The organism is Paenibacillus sp. J22P59, from assembly GCF_059383895.1.
The window spans coordinates 1-14385 of record NZ_JBXENX010000019.1; the positions used below are offsets into that span (position 1 = coordinate 1).

General features: G+C 46.4%; 13 protein-coding genes and 1 rRNA gene. All 14 read right to left on the bottom strand.

Going from position 1 to position 14385, the window contains the following annotated elements; genetic code table 11:
* Positions 1 to 99, bottom strand: a 16S ribosomal RNA gene (locus AC50YO_RS23520); the annotation flags it as partial.
* 291 nt (positions 100 to 390) lie between these two features.
* Positions 391 to 810, bottom strand: coding sequence for a GtrA family protein (locus AC50YO_RS23525; RefSeq protein ID WP_494850815.1), 420 nt, complete (start codon positions 808 to 810; stop codon positions 391 to 393).
* Positions 803 to 1780 (bottom strand): glycosyltransferase family 2 protein, encoded by a 978-nt coding sequence (locus AC50YO_RS23530; protein ID WP_494850816.1) that lies wholly within the window; start codon positions 1778 to 1780, stop codon positions 803 to 805. Before AC50YO_RS23530 ends, AC50YO_RS23525 begins: the two co-directional genes overlap by 8 nt.
* A 14-nt stretch (positions 1781 to 1794) precedes the next feature.
* Positions 1795 to 5574: a phospholipid carrier-dependent glycosyltransferase gene (locus AC50YO_RS23535; protein ID WP_494850818.1), complete on the bottom strand. Its 3780-nt coding sequence runs from the start codon at positions 5572 to 5574 to the stop codon at positions 1795 to 1797.
* A 197-nt stretch (positions 5575 to 5771) separates the two neighbouring features.
* The gene (gene lysS, locus AC50YO_RS23540) at positions 5772 to 7304 is read right to left on the bottom strand and encodes a lysine--tRNA ligase (RefSeq protein WP_494850819.1); all 1533 of its coding nucleotides are present in this window, start codon (positions 7302 to 7304) and stop codon (positions 5772 to 5774) included.
* 78 nt (positions 7305 to 7382) lie between these two features.
* Positions 7383 to 7862 carry a transcription elongation factor GreA gene (gene greA / locus AC50YO_RS23545; protein ID WP_494850821.1) on the bottom strand — a complete coding sequence of 160 codons (480 nt, stop codon included), beginning with the start codon at positions 7860 to 7862 and terminating at the stop codon, positions 7383 to 7385.
* Positions 7863 to 8123: 261 nt separating this feature from the next.
* Positions 8124 to 9143: a tRNA dihydrouridine synthase DusB gene (dusB, locus tag AC50YO_RS23550; protein ID WP_494850822.1), complete on the bottom strand. Its 1020-nt coding sequence runs from the start codon at positions 9141 to 9143 to the stop codon at positions 8124 to 8126.
* 71 nt (positions 9144 to 9214) lie between these two features.
* On the bottom strand, positions 9215 to 9424 hold the full coding sequence (locus tag AC50YO_RS23555) for a helix-turn-helix domain-containing protein (RefSeq protein WP_494850823.1): 210 nt from the start codon (positions 9422 to 9424) through the stop codon (positions 9215 to 9217).
* Positions 9376 to 9933, bottom strand: coding sequence for a 2-amino-4-hydroxy-6-hydroxymethyldihydropteridine diphosphokinase (gene folK / locus AC50YO_RS23560; protein WP_494850825.1), 558 nt, complete (start codon positions 9931 to 9933; stop codon positions 9376 to 9378). Before folK ends, AC50YO_RS23555 begins: the two co-directional genes overlap by 49 nt.
* Positions 9911 to 10297: a dihydroneopterin aldolase gene (gene folB / locus AC50YO_RS23565; protein ID WP_494850827.1), complete on the bottom strand. Its 387-nt coding sequence runs from the start codon at positions 10295 to 10297 to the stop codon at positions 9911 to 9913. The genes folK and folB overlap by 23 nt, the downstream gene beginning before the upstream one ends.
* Before the next feature lie 17 nt (positions 10298 to 10314).
* Positions 10315 to 11172, bottom strand: coding sequence for a dihydropteroate synthase (folP, locus tag AC50YO_RS23570; RefSeq protein ID WP_494850908.1), 858 nt, complete (start codon positions 11170 to 11172; stop codon positions 10315 to 10317).
* 43 nt (positions 11173 to 11215) lie between these two features.
* On the bottom strand, positions 11216 to 12097 hold the full coding sequence (gene pabC, locus AC50YO_RS23575; protein ID WP_494850829.1) for an aminodeoxychorismate lyase: 882 nt from the start codon (positions 12095 to 12097) through the stop codon (positions 11216 to 11218).
* Entirely contained in the window at positions 12094 to 12675 is a 582-nt protein-coding gene (gene pabA / locus AC50YO_RS23580; RefSeq protein WP_494850831.1) for an aminodeoxychorismate/anthranilate synthase component II, read from the bottom strand. The genes pabC and pabA overlap by 4 nt, the downstream gene beginning before the upstream one ends.
* A gap of 15 nt (positions 12676 to 12690) precedes the next feature.
* Positions 12691 to 14250 (bottom strand): anthranilate synthase component I family protein, encoded by a 1560-nt coding sequence (locus tag AC50YO_RS23585; protein ID WP_494850911.1) that lies wholly within the window; start codon positions 14248 to 14250, stop codon positions 12691 to 12693.
* Positions 14251 to 14385 lie beyond the last annotated feature (135 nt).

Sequence of the window (14385 nt, forward strand, 5' to 3'; positions counted from 1 at the left end):
GATTCATTGAAAGCAAGCTTTCAATGAATCCCGCTCGACTTGCATGTATTAGGCACGCCGCCAGCGTTCGTCCTGAGCCAGGATCAAACTCTCCATTTAAGAGTTTTCACATTCAACCGAAGTTGATATGAAAATCTCGATGTGTTTTGATTGCTCATAAACATTTTTATTGCTTCTCCATTAATCCTAAGATCAATGGGGCAGTTTCGCTCGTTGTTCAGTTTTCAAAGAACAATTACTTCTTCGTGTCGTTCGCTTGTCTCTCTCAGCGGCGACTTGTATAATATATCACGGGTGCCTATACCATTGCAAGTACTTTTTTTAAGTTTTTTAGATTTTGTTTTTCAAGCCAATAATGGACTTATTCCTTCTATTATAATAGAGAGCAAACTAGCGGAATACCCACCACTTGCTCCCTACGAAATTAACTGCCATTGTTACGCAGGTAATGAATAGCTTAGCTAAAATAGCATTTAGGCCAAGCCCATCTGTCAGCCAATAGAGAAGGGGCAGCGATAGACCAAGTACGGTTAAGTTCAATACAATGAAACGAATCACTTGAGGACGATTGAATCTCGGCCGTACTCGCTGATCTGCCGGTTTGCGAAATGTAATCCATGAGTTCAGTGTATAACTGTTCGCCATACCTGAAGCATAACCAATCACCTGGGCAGCTATATAAGGAAGGCCTGCCCAGACCAACAGAGTATAGATAACAAAATCAACAGCTGTATTTAATAATCCTACTATATTAAATACAATCATTTGCTTGATCGAGCTTCGTTTACGCTGTAAGGCTTGATCAGACATACTCGTGCTCTTTCTCTACTTCGTTTTCTTTCTCCTCTTCCTTATAGCCCTGTGTCTCCCTGACAATATAGAGCGGACGATTCTTGGATTCATCGTATATTCGACCTATATATTCGCCAATAACTCCTAGCAGTAAAAGAATAATGCCGTTGAACAATAAATTAATAGCTACAATAGAAGTCCATCCAGGCTCATTGTTCGATGTGAACAGCTTCTGGAATAAAACAACGACTAAATAGAAGAAGCTTGAGACCGATAGTACAAATCCTATATACGTTGCCAGCTTGAGCGGTTTGTAAGAGAAGGAGGTAATTCCATCTAAGGCAAAGCCGATCATTTTCTTCAAAGGATATTTCGTCTCACCGGCAAAACGTTCTTCTCGAACATATTCAACACTTGTCTGGCGGAAGCCAACCCAGCTCACTAACCCTCTGACGAATCGGTTCTTTTCCTTAAGTCCGCGCAATACATCACATACCTTGCGATCAATTAATCGGAAATCACCAGTATCGAGTGGTATATCAAAATTCGTCATGCTTTTCATTGTACGATAGAACATCATGGCTGTGAGCTTTTTGAACAAGCTCTCGCCTTTTCGCTTCAATCTCTTCCCATAGACAACCTCATAGCCCTCTTTCCATTTCGCTATCATAGCAAGCATAACTTCCGGAGGGTCTTGTAGGTCAGCATCAATAATAATAATCGCATCGCCCTGCGCATAATCCATGCCTGCAGTAATAGCAATTTGATGGCCGAAATTTCTGGAGAAATTAATTAAGCGAACATTCTGATCCCTTGAGCAAATGTCATTCACAATGGAGACAGTCCTATCTTTACTGCCGTCATTAACGAATACAAGCTCATACGGCTCGCCGTGACCATCCATTACAGCCTTCAATTGCAAATACGTATGCCCAATAACTTCTTCTTCGTTATACATCGGTACGATAATGCTGTAAATCGGCTTCACGCCTTTTCCCCCGTTCAATTAAAAAACACCCATGATTGAAATAGCCGCAGTACAGACGCTGCGTAGTCTCTTCTGATTTCCATTCCGGAGATTACCGGATAGTAAGCAATGAATAATACAATAGCCGTACCAACATACACGTAGCGGATCCACCGTAATTTAGGCCGCGCCTCTTCTACGAGCTTCATGATGTATACAATAGCCAGAATCATGAAGGGAACCATAGCGAAATAATGATAAATAAACGTTAACCTCGGAACAAGCATCCAAGGCAAATATTGCGACAGATATGCAATCCATATGATATAGAGATGCTTATCCTTGCGTTTGATGCTCAAATACAGAGCGGCAATAAGAGCGAATATCCCCGTCCACCAGATTAGTGGATTGCCAAATGCCGAGATAGACGATATATGATCAGAACTAGCTAAGTCCTTGCCATTATAATACCAGACAGGACGCTTCATGAAGGGCCACTCCCACCACTGGGAGGAGTAAGGATGTGTAGCGACGAGCTCACTGTGATAGCTGAACATGTTTTTCTGATACTCCACTAGCCTTTCGGCTGTATACTTATCACCTTCCACCGACAAGACCGGTATATAGGAAACCGCATAGATCACCGCAGGAATGACGACGAAGAATACGATACAGCTAGCTAATGTAATAATCGTATTTCGATAAAACAAATGTCCGGCTCTCCGATAATTCTCTCCCGCTACTCCTTCATCATTATGAATTGCCCGCTTGGCCGCAGCAGACTCCTGATACCGCCGATAAAGGACGATCCCAAGCATAACGGCAAGTCCTGCTCCTCCATAGAGCACGATCCACTTCGACGCAACCCCGATGCCAAAAAACAAGCCTGCCCAGAACAACGGTACAAGTGTCTTCCCAAGGGACTCCCGATAAAAGCTCATCGTGTAATACTTCTGCATGAAATAGAACATCAGCATAATAAAGAATACGCCGTATACATCAATCGTAGCAATCCTAGTCTGTGTAAAATGCATGAACTCCGCTGCCAAAAGAATCGCAGCTGTTGCCGCATATCCTGTTCTGCGGAATAGGCGCAAGGCGAACAGATATAGCAATGGAACCATCGCAATCCCGAACAAGGTTCCTACAATGCGCCAACCAAATGGACTGAGGCCAAACAGCTTGATACCTGCTGCAATAAGCAGCTTACCTAATGGAGGATGCGTATTCTCGTATGCCTTTATACCCTCCAAATGCTCATATGCTGTTCGCGCATGATAGATTTCATCGAAATAACTGCCATTCTGATAGGAATGATAATACTGGGCATTCGACTGCTCATCAAAAAGTCGCTCAGCATTAGATTCATATAACTCAGAAGAGCCTTGGGTTAACTTTTCAACGGCTTGAATAGTGACAGGCTGTTTACTATCCTTCGCATAGAAAACCATCTCCTGCATAGAAAAGCCCGTTGTAATAACGGTAACCTTAGCATAACGAGCCTCAAGATTAATCGCTTGACTCGTCCACTTTAAGTTATCGCCGCCCTTCTGTTCGATCACACGCGAGTTGCCCCATGTATCGGTCGACTCCGTAAACTCCAGTTTATACTTTCCAGTCCCTACTCCCCCGAAGCTGTTCACTTTTTCAATTGGTATCGACTGTCCAAAATCAACGTAAAAGCTTTCACCGATACGCTCAGGCTTCCACCCTGAATCCAAACTATTCGTCGAACCTAACTGAAATAATGCCACCGCAGCATACACAATTGTAATGATTGACATCCAGATCCAATCTTTTTTGACCAGCTTCAATGGTGCCGCTTGATCATTGCCTTTGTCTATATCAGCCAGGAGCTGTTCATCCTTGCCGCCAATCTCTTCTTCTGTTATAGGAGGCACAAGCATGCGCCTATCCTTTATATATACAGCATGACCGATATACAACATATATACAACAAGAGCAAGATTGGCTATCGCAGTTACAAATACGATGCCATCATTCGAAGGATGCTGGTTCGCTTCACTAAAGGCTAGAACGTAACCGACATTAATAAAGTTCGTAATGCTGAAGCCTAGGAACAAATGTAATATTCGGCGATCCTTCGCTTGAATATACGCGAAGACCAATAATAATAGAGCCGGGAACATGTATCGCTCATGCATTTTGCCCGCGAACATGAACACAATGACGATAAGAACTACAGCGATATAATAGGACTTTGATAAGTCCAGCTTGCGTTTGCCCGTTAGCGACAGCCATGCAGCACATGCGACGGCAAGAACAATTCCGATATTGCCCCAAGCTCCATAAGACAGCCCTAACCAGGACTCATCAAGCGATATCCAATTGCCGCCCGTTAAAGCATACAAGTTGAAAGCGTTAAGAGTCGCATAAGCATAAGATGATAAGGTCGTAACATATAGCTTGAACATCCCGATAATACCGCCCTGATGCCAGAAAAAAGGCGTTGCAAGTAGTAGGAAGGCCGCAGCTCCATACAACAAGCTCATAATTGCCCGCTTCCAATCACGCTGATGCCAGAAAGCAAACAGCAGTACAGGTGTGAAGATAAGCGCCTGAGGCTTAATCAGCACAGCTATCGCGAACCAGATAGAGCCGCGAATCAGTCTATTCTCCGCCGTCGATCGCATAGCGAGCAGCAGAAACAGAATGAAAAAGGAATCAACCTGTCCCCATGCGGCGGAATTGACCCAAATTGCAGGGCTCCATATATAGAGTATGGCAAGTCCCATTGCTACGGCTTGCCCGAGCTTTTGCTTACCAAATTGATAAATAAGCCAGCCTGCTGCCAGATCAGCAATAATGGCCGGAAGCTTAAATAACAGACGCGTATACTCGGAGGTATGCCCCAGATCAAGCATGGAGTTAACAGCTCCTAATACATACAGCACATATAAGTAGCCTGGAGGGTAGTCAGCGAACATCCCTTCTTGATAGAAATAAGGAAGTCCATTCTTATAAAGATGATTTGCCCAATACATAAATGTATTCAGATCTGATATGTAGCCCGGAATCGTAAGAGCAATATAGATGCGGAATACTAAGGCAATAAAAATTGCCATTGCTAGTCCGTTGAGATATTTATTAGAAGAAGCCTCTAACGGATTACGCCGACGAAGAATTCGGTTATAGATTAATACATACGCTATACCAAAAAGTGCCGATACCAGCAATACCGGTAACGCAGATATTTTTTTCGGATCAATCTCTTCCTCTGATTGCGCCGTCTCTCCTGTAATCTCTGTCGGTAAGAAGGAGATGACTTCTACTCCCTTAGGCTCTCCGGCCATTTCAACCATGGAGAGATCGTCGAACCAGGCTTTACCCGTCGTTAAGCTGCCATAGCTGCCTAAAGACGCTGCAAGGGTCAGCCCTTTTTGCTCGGGACCAGTCCTGCCATAGAATTCAAGGGGCACCCATTGACCATTCGTATCCCTCTGTTCTGGGAAGGGGCGGCCTACACCAATAACACTAAGGTTAGCTCCAGTAGAGCTGTTGTCCTCAAGATCGACCTTCACCCAGCCTGTTATATGATAATAAGAGTTAGGATTAACAGCTACTCTCTGTACCCATTTGGAATGATTCGGTTGTATATTATGAATAAGAACGGCAAATTTTCCTGAACGGGCATCTACATTCTCGATACTTAACTGAGCAGCATCATTCCCCGATATCCACAAATCCTGTGACCAGATCAAAGGAAGCCCTGATTCTGCTTGTTCAAATCCTGCATTCCTCAAAAGATTAGTCTGATTCTGAGCAGCATATCCCGTCATTGCAGGAATCACCATAAATAAGAGCAATAATGAACTTACTACAGTATGTACAGCTATCTTCCACATTTTGATTCTCTCACCTCTAATATCGTAAGCTGACTCAGCCTATTTTTTCCTGAAAATACATTTCAACTTTAAAGGAAAATGGGCAAGGGGTCAACTCGCAACAACAAAAAACCGCTTGGGATATAATCCCAAGCGGTGGATTCTATTTATTCGCCTGCACGCTCGCGCATGTGCGGGAACAACAGTACATCACGAATGGACGCTGCATCAGTAAGCAGCATAACCAGACGGTCAACACCGATACCAAGACCACCTGTTGGCGGCATGCCGTATTCCAAAGCACGGATGAAATCATCATCCATCTCATGTGCTTCGTCATTACCGTGCTCGCGTTCAAGAAGCTGTGATTCGAAGCGCTCGCGTTGATCGATCGGATCATTCAGCTCTGTGAATGCATTAGCATGCTCACGTGCTACGATGAATAACTCGAAGCGATCCGTGAATCGTGGATCAGCAGCGTTTTTCTTCGCCAAAGGCGAAATCGCTACTGGATGTCCCGTTACGAACGTCGGTTGAATGAGCGTATGCTCCCCAAAGGTTTCAAAGAATGCATTCAGAATATGTCCGAATGTCATGTGAGGCTCGACGGCTACCTTATGTTCCTTCGCCAGACGATGAGCTTCTTCATCGCTCATCTCGACGCCGAAATCAACGCCTGTCGTTTCCTTCACAAGATCAACCATGGATACGCGGCGCCATTGCGGCGTTAGATCAATCTCTTGACCTTGATACATAATCTTCGTTGTACCAAGCACTTCTTGCGCAATATGGGCAATTAAGTTCTCAGTCAACGACATAATATCTTTATAGTCCGCATATGCCTCATACAATTCAATCATTGTGAATTCCGGATTATGTCTAGTGGAGATTCCTTCGTTCCGATAGACACGGCCGATCTCATACACCTTTTCCAAACCGCCGACGATCAGACGCTTCAGATGCAGCTCAATAGCAATCCTCATATACAGCTTCATGTCCAGCGCATTGTGATGGGTCTCGAATGGACGAGCCGCCGCTCCTCCTGCAATAGAGTGCAGGGTTGGTGTTTCCACTTCCAAATAACCTTTGGAATCCAAATAGCGGCGCATAGATTGAATGATACGGGAACGAGCAATGAAAGTCTGTTGTACATCAGGACTCACGATTAGATCGACATAACGCTGGCGGTAACGCAGCTCGACATCTTTTAATCCATGATATTTGTCCGGCAGCGGAAGAAGCGACTTCGTCAGCACTTCAACATCCAATGCCTTAACCGAGACTTCACCTGTATTGGTCTTGAAGACAACACCATGAACGCCCACGATATCACCGATATCAAGTAAATTGAAGGCAGCGAACTTATTCTCTTCGACTGCATCTTTGCGAACATAGATTTGAATTTTTCCGCTCAAATCCTGAATGTGCGCAAAGCCTGCTTTACCCATGCCGCGCTTTTGCATAATACGGCCAGCAATGCTTACTTTAATCTCTTGGCCTTCAAGCTCTTCCTTGCTCTGCGCTTCGTATTGGTTCACAATTTCTTTGGCATGATGCGTGCGCTCGAATTTGCCGCCGAACGGATCTACGCCCAATCCCCGAAGCTCGTCCAATTTGTCTCTGCGAATTTGTAGAAGCTCGCTGAGTTCCTGCTCTTGCCCTTGCTCTAGCTCATTATTGTGCTGATCCACTTCATTCATCTCCTTGACACTAGCTGAAACGTTCAAAAAGCTTCCGCTAAGGAAGCTTTCCAAATAAACGCAAACGCAGTGCAAACCTTATTTTTTGTTAATATCAATAATTTTATATTGAATAATGCCGGCAGGGACGCTCACGTCTACGACTGTGCCTCTCTTCTTGCCCAATATCGCTTTGCCTACCGGACTTTCGTTGGATATCTTGTTCTGCAAGGGGTCAGACTCAGCTGAACCTACGATTGCATACTCCATCGTATCACCGAACTCCAAATCTTCAACGGTTACGGTAGAGCCAATGCTGACGGTTTCTGTATTAATCTCGTCACTATTAATAATCCGCGCATTGCGGAGCATTTTCTCAAGCGTGATGACACGCCCTTCAATGAAGGCCTGCTCATTCTTAGCATCCTCGTATTCCGAGTTCTCGCTAATATCGCCATAACCAATAGCTACCTTAATCCGTTCTGCTACTTCACGACGCTTGACCGACTTGAGAATTTCAAGTTCCTCTTCAAGTTTCTTCAAACCGTCCTGAGTCAGAATGATTTCCTTATCGCTCATATTCCGATTCTCCTGTCGTGTGACAATTTTTCATACGGTGTATGAATTCACTGTTACTTAATATATTACGTTCCCCATGCGTCATGCCAATGGGCTATGTACACAAGTAAACGACATCGCCCGATGATGTATATTGCAAGATTATATTTCAAAATTACCCCGAATGTCAATCAAAGCCATTCCACCCTGTGAAACCGCTTCAACCCATTCCAATAAAAAGGGCGAACATTGCGGAACCCCGTCGAATGCCCGCCCGTGATCTTAATGTACTGCCTTGGCACCCGCTTCTTTAGCCGCTTCTAATGTCTCAGCATCCAGAGAAGCGATGTATTGCTCCATAATTTCAACGAGTCGGTTACGTCCCGTTTCTTCCATAATGACATCCTTTACGCGTGCCGCGCCAGGAAGTCCTTTGAGGTACCATGCCATATGCTTGCGCATCTCACGTACTGCTGTAGACTCACCCTTCAACGCAACAAGCCGATCCATATGAAGAATAGCAACCTCCAGCTTCTCCCGCGGAAGCGGATCAGGCAGCAGTTCGCCCGTAGATAGATATTGAATGGTCCGATACAGCATCCAAGGATTTCCGAGTGCTCCACGGCCAATCATAACCCCGTCGCAGCCTGTATGATCGAGCAGCCGCTGCGCATCTTCTGGAGAGAAAACATCTCCATTGCCAATTACGGGAATTGACACCGCTTGTTTGACATCTCTTATAATGTCCCAGTTAGCCTTGCCCGTATACTGCTGCTCACGCGTACGCCCGTGAACGCTGACAGCCTTGCCTCCTGCACTCTCTACTGCTTTGGCATTGTCTACCGCGAAGATATGCTCAGCATCCCAGCCAATCCGCATCTTAACCGTTACCGGCTTGCTGACAGCACCAACGACAGCAGATACCATCTCATAGATTTTGTCTGGATCAAGCAGCCACCTTGCACCGGCATCACAATTCGTAACCTTCGGTACAGGACAGCCCATGTTAATATCAATAATATCTGCATTGGTCTGCTGGTCAACGACCTTCGCAGCCTCCACGAGCGATTCCCGGTCGCCCCCGAATATTTGCAAGCTAAGCGGCTTCTCCCGCTCATCGACGAACAACATTTCCATCGTCCGTTTGTTGCCATGCAGGATAGCCTTGTCACTCACCATCTCCGCACACACAAGCCCTGTTCCAAACTCTTTTGCAATCAGTCGAAAAGCCGGGTTGCACACGCCTGCCATCGGCGCCAGCACAACTCTATTCTTCATCTCGATGTCTCCGATTTTCAGCATGTGCTTCCAGCTCCTCCTTTAAAGGTCATTCCATGCAATAACTATTACTGCTGCTGTATAAATTCATTCGATTACTTATCAGCGTCTATTAATTCCTCATAGCTGATACCTAGCGTGGTTGCAATGCTTGAGAGCAGCTTAGGGTCAGGCTTCCGCGTACCTCGTTCCAGTGAACCGAGAACGGCTACCGAGACGCCTAGTACCTTCGCCAATTCTTGCTGAGTATAGCCCTTCAGCTTTCGAAATGCCCGGACTCGTTGAGCCAATTGATCATTTTCCATAACATGATGCCTTCCTTTCCATCCTGAAGCGCCGCTGCGGCAGCTGTTGCAACCTCACTCCACAGAGGGTGTGATTGCTCGATGACGTCATGGAGAGGAACAAGTACGAATGCTCGCTCCAGCATGCGCGGGTGTGGAATCGTCAATTCTTCATCATCCATAACAACATCGGCATACAGCAGTAGATCAAGGTCTATCGTGCGTGGACCAAAGCGTATATCTCTCACACGGCCAAGAAGCCGCTCTGTATCAAGCAGTACGCGAAGCAGTTCAATTGGTGTTAGTAAAGATTGTACCGCCATTACCATATTAAGAAACGCAGGTTGATCCGTATAACCGACAGGATCAGTCTCATAAAAATTTGATACACGAAGAACATTTATAGAGGGATGAGCATGCAACTGTTCAACAGCCTTCCTCAAATGAAGCTCCCGTTCTCCGATATTAGAGCCAAGTGCGATATAGGCAGTAGTGGAAGTGCTCTGATTAAACGGGGATAATGCGTCCATTGTCATCCCGCTTTCTGCGCAGCTCGATCGTAACCCCGTCAAAATGGATATCGAACGGCGGATTCGGCTTCGTTACACGAACCGTCACTTCATTTATCATAGTATAAGCCTCTAGTAGTTGTGTTGCAATGCCGCCCGCCAAAGCCTCAATTAATTTGTAAGGCTTGCCTTCTACAATTGTTTTCGTCAAAGCATGAAGGTCAGCGTAATTAATCGTATAATTCAAATCATCCGTTAAGGCTGCCTGCTCAAGATCAAGCTTCAGCTCAAGATCAACTCCAAATTTCTGTCCCAGCTTATTTTCTTCGGCAAAAACGCCGTGATAGCCATAAAATTGCATGCCCTTTACTATCATGTTGTCCATTAGCTATTCTCCTCGCTTTATGAATTGGATGGAACCCTTGCATATAGAATAGCATCGGCCATCTTAGCCGTTCTTTTATTGGCACGAATATCATGAACACGCACAACCTGACAGCCTTGTGCAATGCCAAGTGCTGTCGTTGCTGCAGTTCCTTCAACAAGATCGTCTACAGGAAGATCCAGAGTCTGCTTGATGAACCGCTTGCGCGAGCTTCCAAGCAATACGGGGTAGCCCAGCGCTACAAGCTCTGACAGATGACCCATCATCTCCAGATTTTGTTCATATCCTTTGGCGAAGCCAAGACCTGGATCAAGCCATATGTTCTCTTCACTTATGCCAGCTTGCCTGGCTACGGTTACTCCGTCCAGCAGATCAGCAAGCACATCGGCAACGAGATTGGTGTATTCCGTATTGGAGCGATTATGAGTAATAATAACGGGACAGCCGTACTCGGCTGCAACTGCTGCCATAAGCGGATCATGCTGGAGACCCCAAATATCATTGATGATATGAGCACCCGCCTGCAGAGCCTGACGAGCAGTCTCAGCCTTATAGGTATCAATAGAAATTGGAACACCCGGTACCGCCTCGCGAACAGCATGAATAACCGGCAACAGACGCTGCAGCTCCTCTTCTACACTAACAGCCTCAAACCCCGGACGAGTTGATTCTGCTCCAATATCTATAATATCTGCACCGTCGCTCACCATTGCCTGAGCGCGAACCGCCGCTGCCTCAGCATGATTATACAAGCCGCCGTCCGAGAAGGAATCCGGCGTAGCATTGAGTATCCCCATAATAAGAGTGCGCTCTCCCAGCTTCAACTTTGTGCCATCTGCCCAAGCGTAGGAACGATTCCAATAGACCGGCTTCATGAAGCCTCGTCCGGTTGCATTATCTGTCTTAGGTTCCATTCCTTCACCCTTTACCCTTATTCGTATCGAGCTGGTAGGCGGACAACAGCTCACGTGTTACTGCTCCCGCTGATCCTTGCCCCAGCGAAGTACTGATACCATTTGTATTAGTCAAACGGTTAATTGGCACCAGTTCCTGAATAGAATTCGTCACCCACACCTCATCGGCTGAGATTAGCTGCTCCCATCCATAATGCCCTTCTTCCGTAGCATATCCACATTCATTTGCTAGCTCCAATACACGCTGCCGCGTAATCCCTGGCAATATGCCGGTATCGGTAGCAGGCGTACGTACAATTCCATTGCTTACAAAAAAGAGATTGCTTACAATCCCTTCAGCAACCCAACCATCCTCGCTTAGCATAAGCCCTTCAGCACTTGACGAAGCTCCGCTCCTCAGCAGTTCCCTTTTTGCCAGTATATTATTCATATAATGGAGAGATTTCAACCTAATGCTGCCTTCAGGCGTATTCCTCGTCGTCTGGAGCAGCCGCAGCTCCTTGCCATTCCTATACAAAGCGTCGTTATAGGGGGGCAGCGGCTTCATGAGCAGGAGTTCATTGGGATGCTCATAATCGCCGGAGGGCAGCCCTAGCTCTCCCTCCCCTGCTGTGATGGTCAGACGGATATAGCCATCTTGCAGGCCATTGTCTTGAAGCAGTCTTTCAATCATAGCTAGTAGCGCCGGCCGGCTTGGCTGATAACGAATGCCTAGCTGCTCGCAGCCATCGAGCAGGCGCTGCAAATGCCGATCCAGCAGATAAGGCTGGCCGCCGTAAGTCCGGAAGGTCTCGAACAGGCCCATCCCGTACAAAAAGCCGTGATCAAATAATGAGATCACAGCTTCTTCGGATTCTGTGACAAACCCGTTATACCCTATTTTCATCGCACAGCGCCCGTTCTAATTTGCAGGAAATTGCGAAGCATCGTCAAGCCATGCTCGGTTATAATCGATTCCGGGTGGAATTGTACGCCCTCTATAGGATACTCTTTATGACGTAATCCCATGATCTCCCCTTCAGCCGTCTCTGCACTGATCTCTAGGCAATCTGGCAGTGTCTCCCGCTTCACAATTAAGGAATGATAGCGAGTTGCTGTATACGGGGATGGAATACCTTCGAAGATCGTCTTGCCATCGTGAAGAATAGAGGAGGTCTTGCCATGCATCAGCTTCTCTGCACGGATTACCTCGCCCCCGAATGCTTGTCCGATGGATTGATGGCCAAGGCATACGCCGAAGATAGGAATAATTCCTTTGAAATGCTCAATAAGCGCTAGGCTGATGCCGGCTTCGTTAGGTGAGCATGGTCCTGGAGAGATAAGGATATGGTCTGGCTTCAGCGCTTCAATGCCAGCAAGGTCAATCTCATCATTGCGCTTCACCACAATCTCCTCTCCAAGCTCGCCCAAATACTGCACCAAATTATACGTAAAGGAATCATAGTTATCTACAACGAGAATCATATTTCCCTCTCCCCTTCATCGCGTCAGGCTCGGCTTAGATGCACTCTCACTGCATTGAATAGCCTTCCATAACGCCTTCGCTTTATTTAGTGATTCATGGTATTCCCGCTCAGGATCGGAATCAATAACGATACCCGCTCCAGCTTGAATATGCACATGGCCATCCTTCACTGCCATTGTTCTTATAATAATATTAAATTCCATATCACCGTTATAGTCAATCCATCCAAGAGAACCCGTATAAGGTCCTCGCCTTACAGGCTCCAGCTCTTCGATAATCTCCATCGTTCGAATTTTGGGAGCGCCTGTAATGGTTCCCCCTGGGAAGGTCGCTGCAATGACATCATAAGCATCTTTTCCGTCAGCAAGCTGTCCATTGACCTGAGACACGAGATGCATGACATGTGAATAACGCTCAATCACCATAAGCTCTTCCACATGCACAGTCCCATAAGCGGATATTCGCCCCAAATCATTACGCTCCAGATCGACCAGCATAATATGCTCTGCCCGCTCCTTCTCATTAGAGCTTAGTTCTTGTGCCATCAGCTTGTCTTCCTGCTCCGTTCTGCCGCGGCGCCTAGTACCAGCAATTGGCCTTGTCCCAAGCTTCCTGCCTTGCTGTTCAACTAGCAATTCTGGTGAACCCGAGACCAACTGAAAGTCTGGACATCGCAGGAAGCCCATATACGGAGAAGGATTGATAATTCTGATCCACTCATAAAGCTCCTCCGGACTTGCCTGGCTAGCCCGTGTCTGGCGCTGCGACAAGTTCACTTGGAACACATCTCCGCTGCTTATATACTGTTGAATGCGTTGTACTGCATTCATGTAAGCTTCTTTTGAAGTCGGAGAAGTAATGCCCGCCATTGGTTCCAGTATGGAGTGAGGGCTGTCGCCGAGAGCTACCTGCTCCCTCTCTTTGCGAGCTTCCTCTGCCTCTGTATGCTGCTCAAAATGCTGCTGCCAAAAGCAAGCCATATTTTCTGCCTTCAACGTGGCTTCCTCATAATATTGTTCAAGCTCCTGTACATCTGCTTCCCCATCAATCGCTGTATGAACAGCACAATAGAGAGATTGATCCTGCTGATCGATAATCCAGAGTTCATTCATTCTCATGAACAAATAATCCGGAAATCCGATATCATCAGCAGCCAGCTCAGGCAAGCGTTCAATAGAACGAATTACATCGTAGCCCCAGTAGCCTACACATCCCCCGGTCCACTTTGGTCCCTCGCTCAGCTTGGGAGCCTGGTATGGCTCCATCCATCTACGCATGATATCTAAGGGCTTTCCTTCCCATTGCTTCTTAGCAGGGCTACTATCCGGATGATAAGTCGTTGATTCGGCTGACAACCCCTTGCCGTGAATGACCTCTACAGGATGTAGACCCAGATAGGTGTATCGTCCATCCTTCCCGCTCTCGAGCACGACAGCATGGGGTGACGCCTCCCGCCAGACCGATTCCCAAGAAGCTATGCTCGTCGACGCCAGCGGCACTCTCTTGAGCAGTGGCAGTGTCGTATACTTATGTTCATTCTGCCATAGTACCCACTGTTCAAAAGCGATGAACATTCCCATCATTCCTCCGTTCGACTACCTCTATATGATCTGCTAAGTATACAAAAAGGGAGCGAAAAAGGAAAGACTAAAGACACCTTCCCTCTTGTCTTAACGTTATTTTTTTGCAATAGAAAAATAGCCCTCCAT

Excerpts from the sequence above, each read along its gene's own strand:
- AC50YO_RS23555 (WP_494850823.1), bottom strand. The coding sequence starts at position 9,424 with ATGGAAAATGATCAATTGGCTCAACGAGTCCGGGCATTTCGAAAGCTG.
- dusB (WP_494850822.1), bottom strand. The coding sequence starts at position 9,143 with ATGCTGAAAATCGGAGACATCGAGATGAAGAATAGAGTTGTGCTGGCG.
- pabA (WP_494850831.1), bottom strand. The coding sequence starts at position 12,675 with ATGATTCTCGTTGTAGATAACTATGATTCCTTTACGTATAATTTGGTG.
- AC50YO_RS23585 (WP_494850911.1), bottom strand. The coding sequence starts at position 14,250 with ATGTTCATCGCTTTTGAACAGTGGGTACTATGGCAGAATGAACATAAG.
- folP (WP_494850908.1), bottom strand. The coding sequence starts at position 11,172 with ATGAAGCCGGTCTATTGGAATCGTTCCTACGCTTGGGCAGATGGCACA.
- AC50YO_RS23535 (WP_494850818.1), bottom strand. The coding sequence starts at position 5,574 with ATGGTGATTCCTGCAATGACGGGATATGCTGCTCAGAATCAGACTAAT.
- AC50YO_RS23525 (WP_494850815.1), bottom strand. The coding sequence starts at position 810 with ATGTCTGATCAAGCCTTACAGCGTAAACGAAGCTCGATCAAGCAAATG.
- greA (WP_494850821.1), bottom strand. The coding sequence starts at position 7,862 with ATGAGCGATAAGGAAATCATTCTGACTCAGGACGGTTTGAAGAAACTT.
- folK (WP_494850825.1), bottom strand. The coding sequence starts at position 9,933 with ATGGACGCATTATCCCCGTTTAATCAGAGCACTTCCACTACTGCCTAT.
- folB (WP_494850827.1), bottom strand. The coding sequence starts at position 10,297 with ATGGACAACATGATAGTAAAGGGCATGCAATTTTATGGCTATCACGGC.
- lysS (WP_494850819.1), bottom strand. The coding sequence starts at position 7,304 with ATGAATGAAGTGGATCAGCACAATAATGAGCTAGAGCAAGGGCAAGAG.
- pabC (WP_494850829.1), bottom strand. The coding sequence starts at position 12,097 with ATGAAAATAGGGTATAACGGGTTTGTCACAGAATCCGAAGAAGCTGTG.